The sequence below is a fragment of the Pseudomonas sp. UFMG81 genome (assembly GCF_015354575.1).
Classification (GTDB): Bacteria; Pseudomonadota; Gammaproteobacteria; order Pseudomonadales; family Pseudomonadaceae; genus Aquipseudomonas.
The window spans coordinates 1-15,063 of the sequence record NZ_JACAFQ010000032.1 but is presented as its reverse complement, the minus strand read 5'-3'; the positions used below and the strand labels follow the sequence as shown (position 1 = coordinate 15,063).

The following is a 15,063-nucleotide window of genomic DNA, read 5'->3' as shown; positions in this document are numbered from 1 at the left end:
TCATGACCGGGCGCTAGATCAGCTGGTTGCGACGTGCCAGGTCGGCCAGTTCGACCACCGAGCCCACCCGCAGCTTATCCAGCAGCCGCGCCTTGTAGGTGCTGACCGTCTTGTTGCTGAGCAGCATGGCCTCGCCGATGGCCTTGTTACCCAGGCCCCGGGACAGGTGCTGGAGGATGATCACTTCGCGATCGCTGAGCGAGGCCAGGCGTTGCCCCTCACTGGCGTGGAGGTCCTTGCGGTGCACCGTCCCCAAGGAAACTTCGGGGAAATAGCTGTAGCCCGAACGCAGGGCCAACACCGCCTTGCTCAGCTCGCAGAGGTCGTCGGCCTTGGACACGAACCCCGCGGCGCCGGCGCGCATGCAGCGCAACGAGAAGCACTCGGCCAGCTGCGAGGTGAGCACCAGGATCTTCGGCGGCCGCTCCAGCGCCCGCAGTCGGCTCATGACCTGCAGGCCATCGAGGCCGGGCATGACGATGTCGAGGATGACCAGGTCGGGGGCGTGCTCACGTGCCAGTTGCACGGCGTCGACGCCGTTGTCGGTCTGGCCGATGATTTCGATGCGCTCCTGGCGCAGTTGCAGGCACACACTGGCGCGGATAAAGGGGTGATCGTCGACCACCAGGGCATTTTGCATAGGTCCTCCTGCGACTCAACCCTTGAACGTCATTTCCTGGCGCTTGTCACCTTCGATCAGGTCGAAGCGGTAGTGACGGCCGGGCTGTTGGGCAAACTCGCGCATCCTCCCTGGCAGCAGGTGGTGCTTGGTGGCCGCGACACAGTCGCGCCCGTCCGGTGAGCAGTGGCGGAAGTGATCGAGAATCACCGTGCTGTTGCCCTCGTTGGCGATGACCAGGCGCCCCTGCTCACCCCTGACCGGTGTCGCGAACCGGCTTTGGTTCGGGCGCACGAACAGTAGCGTGCCGTAGCCCGCCAACACGTTCACCCCCGCCGTCAGGTCGTCGCGGTACTCCTTGGCCTGCTCATCGCCAATCGCAAAGCCATCGCCGTGCTCGGGCAGCACCGGGATGAAGCGCAGCCGAAAATAGCGCTCCCGGTCCCGCTCGCCGCGATACAGCAGGCGCACCCCCTGCATGCCGCGGGCCGGGATGATCAGGCGCGCCGGGCTGGCGACCAACCCACGCTGCTCGAGGGGCAGATCCTCGATGGCCACCTCACGCGCCACGCCGTCTGCGTCATAGACCAGTTCGGCGACGCTGACCTTGACGAAGGCGGTCATGTCACCGCCATTGCGTACGCGCTTGAGCAGGGTGCTACGCTCCCCCGGCAGGTAGTCGTGAAGGCCGCCGACATTCAGCTCCGGAGCGGCGTGCAGCGTAAGGGGTATCAGGAGCAGGGGCAGACACAGCATTTTCATCGTTTTCATGATTGACCTCAGGGCCTGACGCAATAGCGGGTGTCCATTGTTCACCGTTATTCGCCACCACAACGTCAGACCGATCCCAGAAGAAACGAGAAAATTCCTAAAGACATACCCGCTACAGCTCTGCGTCGAAGACAACCGTGACTTCACCCTCATACTTGCTGCCCGCCTGCTGCAACATCTGCCTGAGCGGCTCGCCGCTGACGTCGAAGTGCATCTGTCCCGGGCGGTTGCTGACAACCGTCACCTGGTCGAACAACAGCGCCGCGTGGCGCCCGACTGGAACAGGCAGGCGATTGACCGCCCCGCCCTGGTACTCGACACCGGCCGGCAGGGTCAACGCGATATTCACAGGCACCTGGTGACCCGCCGGGTTGCGCATGCCGCATTGCCCCGCGACATCGAGCTGACAGCGGGCATAGACCTTGAACGGCCCGGTGGACCACAGGTGAAACGGCAGGTCGCGGTACAACCGCTGCGGCGCGCCACGGCCACCGAGCCAGCCTACCCAGCCGCCGGGCGGCTCCAACACCGCTCGCTCCGAACCCGGTGGAAACCACAGGTCGAACTGATGCTGCACATCGAGCTCGAAATTGATCGTCAGGGTATCGCTGCTGAGGTTGCTGACCTGATTGCCGAAGTCGAAATCGCCACCGGCCCCGATTCGCAGCTGCAAGCGCCCACGATAAAGCCCCTGGCGTATACGGGTGGGGCTGGGCATGTAGAGGCGGTAGGAAATCCCCAGGTTATAGATGTCGACGTCCTGGCGCTTACCCTGCTCCCCCGCGTAGGGGTCCCTGTAACAGGGTGAGGGGGCCGCGGGGTTGGTGATGCCCAGCAGGTCGAAACCCTCGATGGGCCCTGCTTCCTCGAAGTTCCAGCCTTCAAGCCAAGTACAACCACCGCGAACCCATCCAGCCACAGGATGCTCACTCTCCCTTGCCGCGCGATGGCCGTAGCCTACGGCAACAACCTCGAATCTCATCTGAAAGTGCTCGCCAGTGCCGTCATGGAACACATCGACTGGACGCGCCGTAGGCGTTTGCAAGTAATGCCGATCGCGGACATCCGCGGCACCATGGCTTACTTGCTTGCTGTAGCTGAGCGGCAACGCTACCGACCAACTGTCACGGCAAGCCCACGGCCACTCGGTGCAGTATCCGGCCGGTGGCGTGGTGTTTTCGAACTGGCCATTGCTCTGCCCGCGATAGCGCGCGGTGACGGTCACCTCTGCGGCCAGCAGGCTGTCGTTGATGGCCGCGATCAGCAGCAGCGGGCCGAACAACAGCCGGGCAACCTGCCCTGTCAGGCTCATGATTCGTCTCCTGTGCGTGTGTGGGTAACCTCGGCCACGCCCGCCGCAACACAGGCCTGATCGCCTGCCAGCACGATGCTGCCTTCACGCTCGAGGCGCTGCATGTCGAGCTCGAACAGGCAGGCGAGCTGCCCCTGGCGGCGAATTTCGAGGGTGGGCGTCGACTCGCTCAGCTCCACGGCGAAGTGCCCGCCGGCCTCGCTCACGCTGCGGCTGGCATGGTTGATCACCTGGGCACCAGCCAATGGCTGGCCATGCGTGTCGAGCAGCCGCCCCAGGACGGTGACCGTGCGCAGCACCCTCAGTTTGCGATAACCAACCCCGCCCCGATTGAGGTGATAGTCCAGGCTGGCTGGCTGAATGACGGCCGCCGGATCGTGGTCGCCGACGAAGTCGAGTTGTACATGGCCAGCCTGATAAGCGCCCACCGGGATCACGTTGCGCCCTGGTCGCAGGGTCGCGCCCAGGCCACGGTGATCATCGGCACGCAGCTCGACGTGGTCCAGGTCAGTCTCGATATCGACGATCAGCCCCGCATCCCGGGGCAACAGCTGCCCGCTCAAGGCCAGCTCGCCATCCCCGGCCGCCATGACGCTCTGCAGGTTCACCCCGGCGCTGAGCCGGTCGTTGTATGAAGAACTCTGGGCATAGGCATCGCCATGCATCATCTGGCCCTGGAACCGGGCATTGCCAGCAAACCCGGCGCCGTACCGATCGAGCGTGAGGGTACTGCCCAAGGTGCGCACCACACCCAGGTCGACATCCTGCTGGTAGGCCAGCGAAGCGTTCTGGTCACGGCCGCCGTCGCGCGAAGTGCGGCTGCCGATGCTGGCTGAAACCCTGCGCCCCGGGCCGCCGAGGTTCATGCTCAAGCTCAGGTTGACACCCCGATTGCGCGACTCGCCGCTGCTGGTCGTGCCTGGCCGGTCGAACAGCGACAAGCGCCAGGTGGTATCGGTGCCAGCCAGCTTGCCGTAATACGACCAGCCCAGGTCGATACCCATACCCTCGGCGGCACCGCTGCCATGCGACAGGCGCACGGTGGCGGTGCTGCGCAGGTCCAGGCGATGGCTGGCGGAAAGGGAGGTTTGTGTGACCTGCTCGGTAGCACGCCTGTCGCGGTGACTGTAACGTTGGCTGTCCACCCGCGAGCGGCTGTGGCTGAACACCAGCGAGCCCGAGTCGTGGCTGCGAATCAACTGCAAGTCGTAGCCATTGCCTTGCCCATTGGTGTGGTAGAGGTTGCCGTAGACCTTGAAACGATCGCGCACATCCCAGTCCAGTGATGTGCCGTATTGCATGGCCTGGTCCACCTGCTGGACGGACATGCCCATGATCGCGCGGGGATGAAGCAGGTAGTTGGCCAGCACACCGGCACTGAGGCTGCCATCATGGTCGTCGGCCCAGTTGCTCAGCACCGAGCGTTGCTGGCCGGCATACAGGTTGTAGCGCCACGGGTTCCCGGGGTTGCGCCAGTTGCTGGGTTTGTAGACGAACGCCTGGGTTCGCGACGTTTCCTGGCCATCCTCCAGCAGGCGCACCTCCACCTCGTAGATGCCACCCGGCAGCACTCGGGTGTCCAGGGCCTGCAGCCCGGGTTGCACCGGTTGGCTGTTGATCAACACGCCATTGCGGTGGAACTCGGCAATACCCGGACGATTGGGCGTGACGTAGATCGGTGTGGCGCTGGGCTGGCCATCATCGACCAGCAGGCTGTCGCTGCTGCCGAACATCAAACCCAGCGTGGTGTCGGGGCTGCTGCCGAGCAGGCGGGGCTGGCGCGTCAAACCCTGGGCACCCGGGGTGAAGTAGCCCAGGCGGAAGAAATGCTGCTCATTCAGGCGTTCGCCATACAGCTGGCTCATGCGGTGGCGAGTACCGTCATGGGTGTCGCTGCCGCGATCCAGCTGGGCATCGGCCAGGGTGGTCCAATGACCGATGCTTCCCAGCCCTTGCAAGCTGAAATGGCCACTGGTGTCATGCCCATCGTTCACCACGTTGAGCTGATTGCGCAGCAGCACGCCATGCCCGGCGTGTTCCGGCAAGCTGTGAAAACGAGGCAGGTCGGCCTGGTGCTCGGCGTTGCCGGTCAGCAGTGACAGTTGCGAATTGACCAGGCTGTAATGGATCGCCCGCAAACCATCGACGCAATCGCGCAGGCAATCACCCAGTGGCCGGCCATCGGCAAGCCGTTCCAGCCAGCGACGGCGGACAGCAGGTGCCTCACGACTGTCCTGTACATCGGTGAACTCAAGCAGTTGAACCCGGTCGTCGCGCCCGAGCACGACCATCGCATCACCCAGGTAACGGCCATCCAGGTCGACCCGGACCGCCAGGGGCACGTCGAAAAAATGGGTTTCGAATTCGCGCGGCAAGCCCTGTGCCTGGGTAACCGCCGCCAGGGGCGCGGAAGGTTCCTGGGCCCAGGCAGGTAAAGACGCAAAACCGGCAGCCCAGACCAGCCACCAGCGGTGTGAATGTGTTTTCAACTGAATCCCGACCTTGGCCTGATCTGCAAGTACGACCCTCCCCGCCCTGGCTCAATGGCCAAGGTGCAGGGAGAGCGACGACGGATGAAGGAATGAACGCAGCGGTGCTCAGGGCGCCTTGGTCTCGAACATCATGTTGACCAGGCCGCGGTAGGTGCCGGGCTTGTAGCCGCCGCTGGGCTCGATGGTGGCAACTTCGAAACCGACCAACGTGCCTGGGGCTGCCTGGGTGGCCGAGAGGACTTCCTTGGGGGTGGTGTCCAGCGTGGTGCTGCCAACCTTGACGGCGAGCCCGATGGTGTCGATGCCACTGACAATGGCCGGCGGGGTGAGCAGGTGCGCCGTGATCGGGCCGATGGTGCTCTTGGCCTGCAGCTGCTTGGTGAGCGGGCGGAAGCTGCCGCTGACAGGCATCCAGGTGAGGTCTTGAGGGTCATTCATCCAGTCGCCCACCGGTTCGACATAGAACGCTGCGGTCGGCACGGTAGCGGTGACCATGACCTGCTTTTCGATCGGGTCGGCGGCAAAGGCCGAACTGGCGACCAGGGCTGCGACAGGAAGGGCCAGCAAGGGTTTTCTCACGTAACGAATCTCCATGATTGCCTGCGAATTGGCGCCGCAGGAAAACGCGCCAAGGGTTTTCAGCGTTGGCACATGGATTATTCGTAAACCCTGAGGGCGGGCAGTTAGGAGCGCTCCGAACGTCTTGTGGAAAATTCCCAGGCAATGAGCAGAAACGAAGACGCCCCGCAAGCGGGGCGTCTTTCATGGGGCCGAATGGATTAGTGGGAAACCGCTCCGCTGGCACCCAGGCCGGTCTGCGAACGGACGAACTGTGGGTAGAACAGCGCGCGTTCATCATCCGCAGCCTTGGACTTGTCGGTGACCGAGAAGAACCAGATGCCGGCGAAGGCGATGATCATCGAGAACAGCGCCGGGTACTCGTACGGGTAGATGGCTTTCTCGTGACCGAGGATCTGCACCCAGATGGTCGGGCCGAGGATCATCAGGCCAACCGCGCTGACCAGGCCCATCCAGCCGCCGATCATGGCGCCGCGGGTGGTCAGTTTCTTCCAGTACATCGAGAGCAGCAGCACCGGGAAGTTGCAGCTGGCGGCGATGGAGAAGGCCAGGCCGACCATGAAGGCGATGTTCTGTTTCTCGAACAGGATGCCCAGGCCGATCGCCAGCACGCCCAGGGCGATGGTGGTGATCTTCGACACGCGGATCTCGTCCTTGTCGTTGGCCTTGCCCTTGCGCCAGACGCTGGCGTACAGGTCGTGGGACACCGCCGAGGCACCGGCGAGCGTGAGGCCGGCGACCACCGCCAGGATGGTGGCGAAGGCCACCGCCGAGATGAAGCCGAGGAACACGCTGCCACCCACGGCATCGGCCAGGTGCACCGCCGCCATGTTGTTGCCGCCGATCAGGGCACCAGCGGCATCCTTGAAGTCGGGGTTGGTGCTGACCAGCAGGATCGCGCCGAAGCCGATGATGAAGGTCAGGATGTAGAAGTAACCGATGAAGCCGGTGGCGTAGAGCACGCTCTTGCGGGCTTCTTTAGCGTCGCTGACGGTGAAGAAGCGCATCAGGATGTGCGGCAGGCCGGCGGTACCGAACATCAGCGCCAGGCCCAGCGAGAACGCCGAGATCGGATCCTTGACCAGACCGCCCGGGCTCATGATCGCCTCGCCCTTGGCGTGCACCTTGATCGCCTCGGAGAACAGGGTGTTGAAGTCGAAGCCCACGTGCTTCATCACCATCAGCGCCATGAAGCTGGCACCCGACAGCAGCAGCACCGCCTTGATGATCTGTACCCAGGTGGTGGCGAGCATGCCGCCGAACAGCACGTACAGGCACATCAGGATACCGACCAGGATCACCGCGACGTGGTAGTCCAGGCCGAACAGCAGCTCGATGAGCTTGCCGGCGCCCACCATCTGGGCGATCAGGTAGAACGCCACCACCACCAGCGAACCTGAGGCCGACAGGGTGCGGATCTCTTTTTGCCCGAGGCGGTACGAGGCCACGTCGGCGAAGGTGTACTTGCCCAGGTTGCGCAGGCGCTCGGCGATCAGGAACAGGATGATCGGCCAGCCGACCAGGAAGCCGATGGAGTAGATCAGGCCGTCGTAGCCGGAGGTGAACACCAGCGCGGAAATACCCAGGAACGAGGCGGCCGACATGTAGTCGCCGGCAATCGCCAGGCCATTCTGGAAGCCGGTGATCTTGCCGCCGGCCGCATAATAGTCAGCGGCCGACTTGTTACGCTTGGACGCCCAGTAGGTGATGCCGAGGGTGAAGGCGACGAACGCCACGAACATGGCGATGGCGGCCACGTTAAGCGGTTGTTTCTGCACCTCGCCGGTGAGCGCGTCGGCGGCCCACACGGCGGGTGCGAACGCACCGCAGGCCAAAGCGGCCAGGGTTTTCAAGTGACGGCTCATTGCTTGGCCTCCTCGAGGATTGCCTTGTTCAACTGGTCGAACTCGCCGTTGGCGCGGCGCACGTAGATGCCGGTGAGCACGAATGCCGAAAGGATCAGGCCGACGCCCAGGGGGATACCCCAGGTGATCGACGAACCAGGGCTGAGCTTGGCACCGAGCAGGTGCGGGCCATAGGCGATGAGGAGGATGAAGGCGCAGTAGAGGCCGAGCATGATCGCCGAGAGGATCCAGGCGAAACGCTCGCGCTTGGTGACCAGTTCCTTGAAGCGCGGACTGTTCTGTATCGATCGGTAAATGCTGTCGTTCATTGTTTTTGTCCTAGCAGCACAGATGTAGGGAGAACCCGACTCCACTTTATGCTGCCGTTGGACGCCAACCAGACGACCTTAGTCTTAGATGCAAGGGTGTTTTACAGATTGCGTAACAAAGTGACGGCGCCTTCGCGGGTAAATCGCAGCGGCGAACCGCCGCTCCCACAAGCATCTCCACAAGCTTGAAGATTGTGGAGATGCTTGTGGGAGCGGCGGTTCGCCGCTGCGATTTACCCGCGAAGAAGCAAAACTGGCCCTAAGGGACTGTTACTTGCCCGTCCACTCCTTGACCCGCTCCGGGTGTTTGGCCACCCAGTCCTTGGCCGCGGCTTCAGGCTTGGCGCCTTCCTGGATCGCCAGCATCACCTCGCCGATCTCATCCTTGGATTGCCACTGGAACTTTTTCAGGAACTCGGCCACTTCCGGTGCCTTGCTCGCCAGCTCTTTGCTGCCGATGCTGTTGACCGTCTCCGCCGCGCCGTACACGCCTTTGGGGTCTTCGAGGAACTTGAGCTTCCACTTGGCGAACATCCAGTGCGGCACCCAGCCGGTCACCGCGATCGATTGCTGCTTGGCGTAGGAGCGACCGAGCTCGGCGGTCATCGCCGCGCCGGAGCTGGCGGTGAGTTTGTAGCCGGTGAGGTCGTAGTCCTTGATCGCCTGCTCGGTCTTGAGCATCACACCCGAGCCTGCATCGATGCCGACGATCTTCTGCTTGAAGCTCTGGTCGGTCTTGAGGTCTTCGATGCTGCTGGCCTTGACGTACTCGGGGACGATCAGACCGATCTTGGCATCCTTGAAGTTGGGGCCGTAGTCGACCACGTTATCCTTGTTCTTGGTCCAGTACTCACCGTGGGTGACCGGCAGCCAGGCCGAGAGCATGGCGTCGAGCTTGCCGGTGGCCACGCCCTGCCACATGATGCCGGTGGCCACAGCCTGCAGTTTCACGTCGTAGCCGAGCTTCTGCCTGATCACTTCGGCGGCGACGTTGGTGGTCGCCACGCTGTCGGACCAACCATCCACGTAGCCGATGCTGACTTCCTTGGCCATGGCCTGCGCAGCGCTCATGGCCAATACCAGGGCGGTGCCCACGCCCAGGAAACGTCGCATTCTTGTAATAGTCGCCATCAAAGCATCCCCTCGTCAGGTCTTGGAGATTGCATCATCGACCTGACACATAAGGCGACCTGCTCTGTGCGCGACCTTCAACGAACGATCCGCGACAGCACTGTGCCATTAGCGCCATCGGTGGGTGGCGGCCTGCGCGATCCTTGCATGCCAAAGACTTGGCGCCGGGCTACTATCACTGGTTAGCCCGCACGGGCCCTACGCCTGCAAACCGGCTAACGTGTTGGCGGCTCGCATAAATCCTGGAGGAGCGGCCTTGTGTCGCGAAAGGGCCGCAAAGCGGCCCCGGCGATCTTGAGGTGTAATCGAGATCCTGGGGGCGCTGCGCACCCCTTTCGCGACACAAGGCCGCTCCTACAGATTCATGCGCAAGACAGTTGCTCGCACAGGGTTCATGCGATTCTCTGTGGGAGCCGGCTTGCAGGCGTAGGTCCGCGAGGCGGCCCCGCCCATGAACCTGACGATGGACCGCCCAATGCCCCGCACGCTTTACCTGTTCGCCTGCCTGCTCGCCCTCCTCGGTCTCGGCGCCCTCTGGTATGGCCTCGGCAAGCCGGTGAACCTGCCCGACGCCGCCAGCCCCACGCACAAGTTGCAGTGCGCCTCCTACACCCCGTTCGACAAGGACCAATCACCGTTCGACCAGCCATTTCGCCTGCGCCCGGCGCGCATGGACGCCGACCTGGCACTGCTGGCCCAGCGCTTCCAGTGCATCCGCACCTACTCGATGACCGGCCTCGAGGCGATCCCGGCACTGGCGCGCAAACATGGCCTGAAGGTAATGCTCGGGGCCTGGGTCAATGCCAACCCGGTGGACACCGACAAGGAGGTCGAGCTGCTGATTGCCGCCGCCAATGCCAACCCGGACGTGGTCAGCGCGGTGATCGTCGGCAACGAAGCGCTGCTGCGCAAAGAGGTCACCGGCGAGCGCCTGGCCGCGCTGATCGGCAAGGTGAAGCGCCAGGTCCAGGTGCCGGTGACCTACGCCGATGTCTGGGAGTTCTGGTTGCAGCACCCGCAGGTGGCGCCGGCGGTGGACTTCCTCACGATCCACCTGCTGCCCTACTGGGAGGACGACCCGCGCGGCATCGACGCGGCCCTGGCCCATGTGGCCGGCGTGCGCCAGGTGTTCGGCAACCGCTTCGCCCCAAAGGACATCCTGATCGGCGAAACCGGCTGGCCCAGCGAGGGGCGCCAGCGCGAAACGGCAGTACCGAGCCGGGTCAACGAGGCGCGATTCATTCGTGGTTTCGTGGCACTGGCCGAGGCCAACGGCTGGCGCTACAACCTGATCGAGGCCTTTGACCAGCCCTGGAAGCGCGCCAGCGAGGGCGCCGTGGGCGGTTACTGGGGGCTGTACGACGCCGACCGCCAGGACAAGGGCGTGCTCGAAGGGCCGGTGAGCAACCTGGCGCTGTGGCCGCAGTGGTTGCTGGCGTCGACGGGCCTCTGGCTGATGGCCTTGCTGCTGGCCGGTCGCCCAGTTAACCAACGCGCCGCCCTGCTGCTGCCGCTGCTGACCGCGCTCGGTGCCGGCAGCCTGGGGCTGTGGGGGGAACTGATGCGTACCAATGCGCGGTTCGCCGGGGAGTGGCTGTGGGCCGTGCTGCTGGCGGGGCTCAATCTAGTGGTGCTGGCTCACGCAGCACTGGCCATGGCCCAGCGCGATGGCTGGCGGCAGCGGCTGTTCACCTGGCTTGAGCGGCATGCCGGCAAGTGGTTGCTGGCGGCAGGCTTCGCGGCGGCGGTGAGCATGCTGGCGATGGTCTTCGATCCGCGTTATCGCAGCTTCCCCAGTGCGGCGTTGTTGCTGCCGGCGGTGGTGTACCTGCTGCGGCCGGTGCCGGCGCCACGGGCGGAGGTGGCGTTGCTGGCGTTCATCGTCGGTGCGGGGGTGGCGCCGCAGTTGTTCCAGGAAGGGTGGGCGAATCGGCAGGCGTGGGGCTGGGCGCTGGTCAGCGTGCTGATGGTGGGGGCGTTGTGGCGCAGTTTGCGTAAGCACTGAGGCCCCCATCGCGGGGCAAGCCCGCTCCCACCCCGACCGGCTTGCGCATTCTCTGTAGGAGCGGCCTTGTGCCGCGAAAGGGCCGCAAAGCGGCCCCGGCGATCTTGGGCGTACTCGAGATCCTGGGGGCGCTGCGCACCCCTTTCGCGGCACAAGGCCGCTCCTACAGAGGCCTGCGCAAGACAGTTGCTCCCACGCTGGTGGGAGCGGGCTTGCCCCACGATAGGGTGTCACGCCTTGCGCCGCACCAACCGTAACCCTGCCAGCACTACTGCGAACACCGCGATGCTGGCGGTATACAGCACCAGCGCTGGCAAGCCGAATACCAGCGCCAGCACCGCCAGCCACCAGCCTGGGCGTTTCGGAATCAACTGGGCGAGCAACGCCAGCGCCAGTGCACTCCAGGCGATCACCTGGAAATGAATCCCCAGCCCCAGCAGCGAACGTACCTGGCACTGCCAGAGATCGGTCGGTACCACGCACGAGCCCACCCACTGGGCATCCTCCATCAGCCCATAACGCACGCCATAACTGGCGGCCAGCCACAGGGGCAGGAACAGCAGCAGAACAATGACCGGCCACGAACGGGACATCCGGTTCTCCAATAGCGGTAATCGAATGCGTGAATGATCGCTCACAGGCCGATGTAAGGCAAAATCATGGCCCTGCGGCTATGTTGCACAAGACACGCATTACCATGCACAACAACATCTGGCGCGACAAAGGCATGAACGGCAGGCAACTTTGCCTTGCCCGTCATGGTCCTAGCCTGCGTACCGACTGCACCACCTTGCGTTTTTCTGGGGGACTACATGCTTCGATCTTTGCGCCTCGCCGCCCTGCTCGGCGGCTTGCTCATGGCTGCGGCCGCTTCGGCGCGGGATATCGATGCCGCAAGCTACGGCTACCCGTTGACCAACCCGTTCGAGGCGACCATCGCCACCACGCCGCCGGACCAGCGCCCGACGCTGCCGGAGGACGACGACATCGACCAGGCCGACTACAGCCTGAACCTGCGCCCGGAGCGCGAGTTCACCCTGCCGGACAATTTCTGGTCAGTGAAGAAGCTGCGCTACCGCCTGGCCCAGCAAGACCACGAGGCGCCGCTGATCTTCCTGATCGCAGGCACTGGCGCGCCCTACCACAGCTCGATCAATGAATACCTGAAAAAGCTGTTCTACCAGGCCGGCTATCACGTGGTGCAGCTGTCCTCGCCCACCAGCTATGACTTCATGAGCGCCGCTTCGCGCTTCGCTACCCCCGGGGTGTCGAGCGAGGACGCCAAGGACCTGTACCGGGTCATGCAGGCAGTGCGTGCCCAGCACCCTCGCCTGCCGGTCAGCGACTACTACCTCACCGGCTACAGCCTGGGCGCGCTGGATGCGGCGTTCGTCAGCAAGCTGGATGAAACCCGGCGCAGCTTCAACTTCAAGCGGGTGCTGCTGCTCAACCCGCCGGTCAACCTGTACACCTCGATCAGCAACCTCGACAAACTGGTGCAGACCCGGGTCAAGGGCATCGACAAGAGCACCACGTTCTATGAGTTGATGCTGGAGAAACTCACCCGCTACTTCCAGGACAAGGGCTACATCGACCTCAACGAGGCCCTGCTGTACGACTTCCAGCAATCACGCCAGCACCTGTCCAACGAGCAGATGGCCATGCTGATCGGCACCTCGTTCCGCTTCTCGGCGGCCGATATCGCCTTCACCTCCGACCTGATCAACCGTCGTGGCCTGATCATCCCGCCGAAGTACCCGATCACCGAGGGCAGCAGCCTCACGCCGTTCTTCAAGCGCGCCCTGCAGTGCGACTTCGACTGCTACATGACCGAGCAGGTGATCCCGATGTGGCGGGCGCGCACCGATGGCAACAGCATCTTGCAACTGATCGACCAGGTGAGCCTGTATGCGCTGGAGGACTACCTGCGTGACAGCCCGAAAATTGCCGTGATGCACAATGCCGACGACGTGATCCTGGGCCCTGGCGATATCGGTTTCCTGCGCCGTGTATTCGGCGAGCGCCTTACCCTGTACCCCCACGGCGGCCACTGCGGCAACCTCAATTACCGCGTCAACAGCGACGCCATGCTGGAGTTTTTCCGTGGTTAACCGACTGCTGCTCGTCACCGCCCTGCTCGCTAGCGGCTGCGCCCTGGCCGACGAAGTCGCGCCCCGCGCCAGCGTGATCGAGGCCGACCAGCCTGCCACCCTCACGGTGGAGCCGGACGGCTTTGTCGACCCGCTGCGGGCGCTGAAATTCAACCCGGGGCTGGACCAGCGCGAGTTCGAGCGCTCTACCCTCGAGGCGTTGAACATCTACGACCCGCTGGAGTCGATGAACCGGCGCATCTACCACTTCAACTACCGCTTCGACCAGTGGGTGTTCCTGCCGGTGGTCGATGGTTACCGCTATATCACCCCTGGGTTCGTGCGTACCGGGGTGAGCAACTTCTTCAACAACCTGGGTGATGTGCCGAACCTGTTCAACAGCGTATTGCAGCTCAAGGCCAAGCGATCGGCGCAGATCACCGCGCGACTGATGTTCAACACCATCATCGGGGTGGGTGGGTTGTGGGACCCGGCGACGAAGATGGGGTTGCCGCGCCAGAGCGAGGACTTTGGCCAGACCCTGGGGGTCTATGGGGTGCCGGAGGGGCCTTACATCATGCTGCCGATCCTGGGGCCTTCGAACCTGCGGGATACCACGGGGTTGGTGGTGGACTACGCGGGTGAGCAGGCGGTCAATTTCCTTGATGTTGCCGACACGGCTGAGGATCACCCGGAGATCATCGTGCTGCGGGCGGTGGACAAGCGCTATACCACCAATTTCCGGTATGGGCAGACCAACTCGCCGTTTGAGTATGAGAAGGTGCGGTATGTGTATACGCAGGCGCGGAAGTTGCAGATAGCGGAGTGATTGGGGTTCGGGCTCGGGGCTCGGGGCTCGGGGCTCGGGGCTCGGGGCTAGTGTGCTGGTTTTTAGATTTCGGTGCATATCCATTCACGATAGCGACTTTTCGTCACCTTTCCGCCCTTACGGCGGCCTACTTTTTTCTTGGAAAAAGTAGGCAAAACCGCCTGCTCCATCATCCGGCCCCTACGCTTCGCTCCGGGGTTCCCTCACTCCGGCCTTGCTCCCGCGTGGACGCACTGACGGGCCATCCATGGCCCGGTCAGTGCTCGATGGGCATCCATGCCCATCGCCCCGCTCCGCAAGTCCTACGTTCGGCCTCCTGAAGTCGCGTTTGGCGGTGACTGGACTATTGCGCGCTTAGAAGCAAGAGCAAGAGCAAGAGCAAGAGCAGCGAGTGTTCAATTGTTATTGATGTGTTGTTTGTAATGGCCTCATCGCCGGCAAGCCGGCTCCCACAATGACCGCGTAAGTTTCGAGTTCAGCGCAGTCCCTGTGGGAGCTGCGGTTCGCCGCTGCGACTTGCCAGCGACTTCAATTTGAAGTTCAACAAAACAAACAACTAGCGACAGCTGCGCCAATATAGGCGCCGCCCCTAACTTCGCGACTTCAGGAGGCCGATCGGAGGGCTTGCGGAGGGAGGCGACGGGCATGGATGCCCGTCGAGCACCGATGGGCCATGGATGGCCCTTCGGTGCGTACTCCCGGGAGCAAGACCGGAGTGAGGGAACCCCGGAGCGCAGCGTAGGGGCCGTATGAATGGAGCGAGCATTTTTTGGTGGGCCTGTCCCGTGACAACGGACGCCAAAAAGCTGGCTATTTAGCCTTCTGCCTTAAGCTCTTGGCATATTCGTTCGGAGAACGGTAGCCAAGGGCGGAGTGCAGCCGACAGCTGTTGTAAAAACCATGAACATAGCTGGCGATGGCTAGTTGAGCATGTCGTTTACTGGGATATGCACTGAATGCTTCTTCCCTTTTCAGCGTAGCGAAGAAGCTCTCAGCCACTGCGTTGTCCCAGCAGTTTCCCTTTCGGCTCATGCTTTGCGTGAAGTCTTTCCTGGCCAGTAC

13 protein-coding genes are annotated in these 15,063 nt (G+C 63.3%); 3 read left to right on the top strand and 10 right to left on the bottom strand.

What is annotated here, in order from left to right; translation table 11 throughout:
- Positions 1-13: 13 nt before the first annotated feature.
- From IX761_RS20585 to IX761_RS20550, 8 genes are all read right to left on the bottom strand, one after another.
- A complete protein-coding gene (locus tag IX761_RS20585) occupies positions 14-640 on the bottom strand; it encodes a response regulator transcription factor (RefSeq protein ID WP_194791350.1) in 627 nt (208 codons plus the stop codon).
- 15 nt (positions 641-655) lie between these two features.
- On the bottom strand, positions 656-1,390 hold the full coding sequence (locus IX761_RS20580) for a molecular chaperone (protein ID WP_194791349.1): 735 nt from the start codon (positions 1,388-1,390) through the stop codon (positions 656-658).
- Positions 1,391-1,502: 112 nt separating this feature from the next.
- A complete protein-coding gene (locus IX761_RS20575) occupies positions 1,503-2,702 on the bottom strand; it encodes a hypothetical protein (RefSeq protein WP_194791348.1) in 1,200 nt (399 codons plus the stop codon).
- Positions 2,699-5,191, bottom strand: coding sequence for a CS1-pili formation C-terminal domain-containing protein (locus tag IX761_RS20570; RefSeq protein ID WP_194791347.1), 2,493 nt, complete (start codon positions 5,189-5,191; stop codon positions 2,699-2,701). Before IX761_RS20570 ends, IX761_RS20575 begins: the two co-directional genes overlap by 4 nt.
- A gap of 108 nt (positions 5,192-5,299) precedes the next feature.
- Positions 5,300-5,773 (bottom strand): CS1 type fimbrial major subunit, encoded by a 474-nt coding sequence (locus tag IX761_RS20565; protein ID WP_194791346.1) that lies wholly within the window; start codon positions 5,771-5,773, stop codon positions 5,300-5,302.
- A gap of 200 nt (positions 5,774-5,973) precedes the next feature.
- Positions 5,974-7,638, bottom strand: coding sequence for a cation acetate symporter (locus IX761_RS20560; RefSeq protein WP_194791345.1), 1,665 nt, complete (start codon positions 7,636-7,638; stop codon positions 5,974-5,976).
- A complete protein-coding gene (locus tag IX761_RS20555) occupies positions 7,635-7,946 on the bottom strand; it encodes a DUF485 domain-containing protein (RefSeq protein WP_194791344.1) in 312 nt (103 codons plus the stop codon). The genes IX761_RS20560 and IX761_RS20555 overlap by 4 nt, the downstream gene beginning before the upstream one ends.
- Positions 7,947-8,216: 270 nt before the next feature.
- Positions 8,217-9,077: a glycine betaine ABC transporter substrate-binding protein gene (locus tag IX761_RS20550; protein WP_194791343.1), complete on the bottom strand. Its 861-nt coding sequence runs from the start codon at positions 9,075-9,077 to the stop codon at positions 8,217-8,219.
- A gap of 463 nt (positions 9,078-9,540) precedes the next feature.
- Here IX761_RS20550 and IX761_RS20545 point away from each other — a divergent pair, with 463 nt between their 5' ends.
- The gene (locus IX761_RS20545; RefSeq protein WP_194791381.1) at positions 9,541-11,082 is read left to right on the top strand and encodes a beta (1-6) glucans synthase; all 1,542 of its coding nucleotides are present in this window, start codon (positions 9,541-9,543) and stop codon (positions 11,080-11,082) included.
- A gap of 230 nt (positions 11,083-11,312) precedes the next feature.
- On the opposite strand, the gene IX761_RS20540 is transcribed toward IX761_RS20545, so the two are convergent.
- Positions 11,313-11,675, bottom strand: coding sequence for a hypothetical protein (locus tag IX761_RS20540; RefSeq protein ID WP_194791342.1), 363 nt, complete (start codon positions 11,673-11,675; stop codon positions 11,313-11,315).
- Between the two features lie 219 nt (positions 11,676-11,894).
- On the opposite strand from IX761_RS20540, the gene IX761_RS20535 reads away from it, so the two are divergent.
- Positions 11,895-13,193 (top strand): serine/threonine protein kinase, encoded by a 1,299-nt coding sequence (locus tag IX761_RS20535; RefSeq protein ID WP_194791341.1) that lies wholly within the window; start codon positions 11,895-11,897, stop codon positions 13,191-13,193.
- Entirely contained in the window at positions 13,186-14,001 is an 816-nt protein-coding gene (locus IX761_RS20530) for a VacJ family lipoprotein (RefSeq protein WP_194791340.1), read from the top strand. Before IX761_RS20535 ends, IX761_RS20530 begins: the two co-directional genes overlap by 8 nt.
- 810 nt (positions 14,002-14,811) lie before the next feature.
- Here IX761_RS20530 and IX761_RS20525 read toward each other — a convergent pair.
- Positions 14,812-15,063: integrase core domain-containing protein (locus IX761_RS20525; protein WP_194791339.1), on the bottom strand; the 252-nt coding region annotated here is incomplete at its 5' end.

What these genes read in the sequence shown, in the direction of transcription:
- IX761_RS20585 (WP_194791350.1), bottom strand. Translation starts at nt 640, where the DNA reads ATGCAAAATGCCCTGGTGGTCGACGATCACCCCTTTATCCGCGCCAGT.
- IX761_RS20580 (WP_194791349.1), bottom strand. Translation starts at nt 1,390, where the DNA reads ATGAAAACGATGAAAATGCTGTGTCTGCCCCTGCTCCTGATACCCCTT.
- IX761_RS20575 (WP_194791348.1), bottom strand. Translation starts at nt 2,702, where the DNA reads ATGAGCCTGACAGGGCAGGTTGCCCGGCTGTTGTTCGGCCCGCTGCTG.
- IX761_RS20560 (WP_194791345.1), bottom strand. Translation starts at nt 7,638, where the DNA reads ATGAGCCGTCACTTGAAAACCCTGGCCGCTTTGGCCTGCGGTGCGTTC.
- IX761_RS20555 (WP_194791344.1), bottom strand. Translation starts at nt 7,946, where the DNA reads ATGAACGACAGCATTTACCGATCGATACAGAACAGTCCGCGCTTCAAG.
- IX761_RS20550 (WP_194791343.1), bottom strand. Translation starts at nt 9,077, where the DNA reads ATGGCGACTATTACAAGAATGCGACGTTTCCTGGGCGTGGGCACCGCC.
- IX761_RS20545 (WP_194791381.1), top strand. Translation starts at nt 9,541, where the DNA reads ATGGACCGCCCAATGCCCCGCACGCTTTACCTGTTCGCCTGCCTGCTC.
- IX761_RS20540 (WP_194791342.1), bottom strand. Translation starts at nt 11,675, where the DNA reads ATGTCCCGTTCGTGGCCGGTCATTGTTCTGCTGCTGTTCCTGCCCCTG.
- IX761_RS20535 (WP_194791341.1), top strand. Translation starts at nt 11,895, where the DNA reads ATGCTTCGATCTTTGCGCCTCGCCGCCCTGCTCGGCGGCTTGCTCATG.